Raw genomic sequence first — 1,863 nt, forward strand, 5'->3', positions numbered from 1 at the left:
GCATCCTCTTCTCCCGCCCGCACTCCGCACGACAGGAACGAGCACCCATGACGCTGTCCACTCCTCAGACCGCCTACGCCTCCGCCAAGCTCCAGGGCACCGGAGTGGGACGCGGGCTGGCCCTCGGGCCGGTCCTGCGCATGCCGGAGCCGCTGCCCGAGCCCGAGGACACCGCCAGCACCCGCAGCGTCGCCCAGGAGGAGGAGCGCGCCGTCTCGTCGCTGTCCGCCACCGCCGCGACGATCCGCCACCGAGGCGAGCGGGCCGGCGGCTCGGCGAAGGACGTCCTCGACGCCCAGGCCCTGATGGCCGAGGACCCGTCCCTCGCGGACGACGTCAAGGCGCGGATCGCTGGGGGCAAGACCGCGGAGCGCGCCGTGCACGAGGCCTTCGCCGGCTTCCGCGACCTGCTCGTGGCGATGGGCGGCTACATGGCCGAGCGCGCGACCGACCTCGACGACGTCTCGCAGCGCGTCGTGGCGCACCTCCGCGGCGTCGCCGCTCCCGGCGTCCCCGAGTCGGACGAGCCGTTCGTGCTCGTCGCCCGCGACCTCGCTCCGGCCGACACGGCGCTGCTCGACCTCGAGAAGGTCCTCGGCCTGATCACCAGCGACGGAGGACCGACCTCGCACACGGCGATCCTCGCCCGGGAGAAGTCGATCACCGCCATCGTCGGCACCACCGGCGCCCTCGACCTGCGGGACGGCCAGCTCGTCATCCTCGACGCCACCTCCGGCGTCGTGACGGTGAACCCCTCGGACGCCGAGATCGGCGCCGCGAAGTCCTCGATCGCCGAGCGCGCCGAGATGCTCGCCGCACCGGTCGTCCCCGGCGCGCTGGCCGACGGCCACGCCGTGCCGCTGCTCGCGAACCTCGGCTCGGCCGACGGCGCTGCGAACGCGGTCGAGCTCGGCGCCGAGGGAGTGGGGCTGTTCCGCACCGAGTTCCTCTTCCTCGACGCGAAGGAGGCGCCCTCGGTCGCCGAGCAGGCGGAGCAGTACACGCGCCTGCTCGCCGCGTTCCCCGGCCGCAAGGTCGTCGTCCGCGCGCTCGACGCCGGCGCCGACAAGCCGCTGAGCTTCCTCAACGACGACCACGAGGAGAACCCCGCCCTCGGTCTCCGCGGACTGCGTGCGCTCCGCGCCAGCGAGCAGATCCTCCGCGACCAGCTCACCGCCCTCGCCCAGGCCGATGCCGCGACCGACGCCGACCTCTGGGTCATGGCGCCGATGGTCGCGACCGTGGACGAGACCCGCTACTTCACCTCGATGGCGCGGGAGCTCGGCATCCGCACCGCCGGAGTGATGGTGGAGGTCCCCTCCTCCGCCCTGCTCGCCGACCGCATCCTCGGAGTCGCGGACTTCGCCTCGATCGGCACCAACGACCTGACCCAGTACACGCTCGCCGCCGACCGCATGCTCGGCACGGTCTCGGCGTTCCAGGACCCGTGGCACCCGGCCGTGCTCCGCCTCGTCGGCGAGGTCGGCCGCGCGGGAGCGGCGCTGGGCAAGCCCGTCGGGATCTGCGGAGAAGCCGCCGCCGACCCGCTGCTCGCCGTGGTCCTCGTCGGCCTCGGCGCCACCACCCTCTCGATGTCGCCGTCGGCTCTCGCCGACGTCCGCGCCGAGCTTGCCGAGCACACCCTCGACGACGCCAAGCGGTACGCGGAGCTCGCTCTCGCCGCCGACAGCGCCGTCGACGCCCGCTCCGCGGTCACCGAGGCGATCGCCGCCTCCTGATCCCGGATCACCAGCCCCACCCCCTGCACCACCCCGCCACTCGGGAGCCGGGACGCCTCAGGAGCGTCCCGGCTCCCGAGTGGCGGGGTGGTGCAGGGGGTGGGGCTGGTGATCCGGGATCAGG

Annotated in this window: 1 protein-coding gene; it reads left to right on the plus strand. The window is 74.1% G+C overall.

Annotated features, from left to right (window positions below; translation table 11 throughout):
- The first annotated feature begins 140 nt into the window (after window positions 1-140).
- Window positions 141-1,739, plus strand: coding sequence for a phosphoenolpyruvate--protein phosphotransferase (gene ptsP, locus C5C69_RS16540; RefSeq protein WP_104233916.1), 1,599 nt, complete (start codon window positions 141-143; stop codon window positions 1,737-1,739).
- Window positions 1,740-1,863 lie beyond the last annotated feature (124 nt).

Origin of the sequence: Rathayibacter sp. AY1C7, assembly GCF_002931865.1 — a bacterium.
GTDB lineage: Bacteria > Actinomycetota > Actinomycetes > Actinomycetales > Microbacteriaceae > Rathayibacter.

Excerpts from the sequence above, each read along its gene's own strand:
- ptsP (WP_104233916.1), top strand. The coding sequence starts at position 141 with ATGCCGGAGCCGCTGCCCGAGCCCGAGGACACCGCCAGCACCCGCAGC.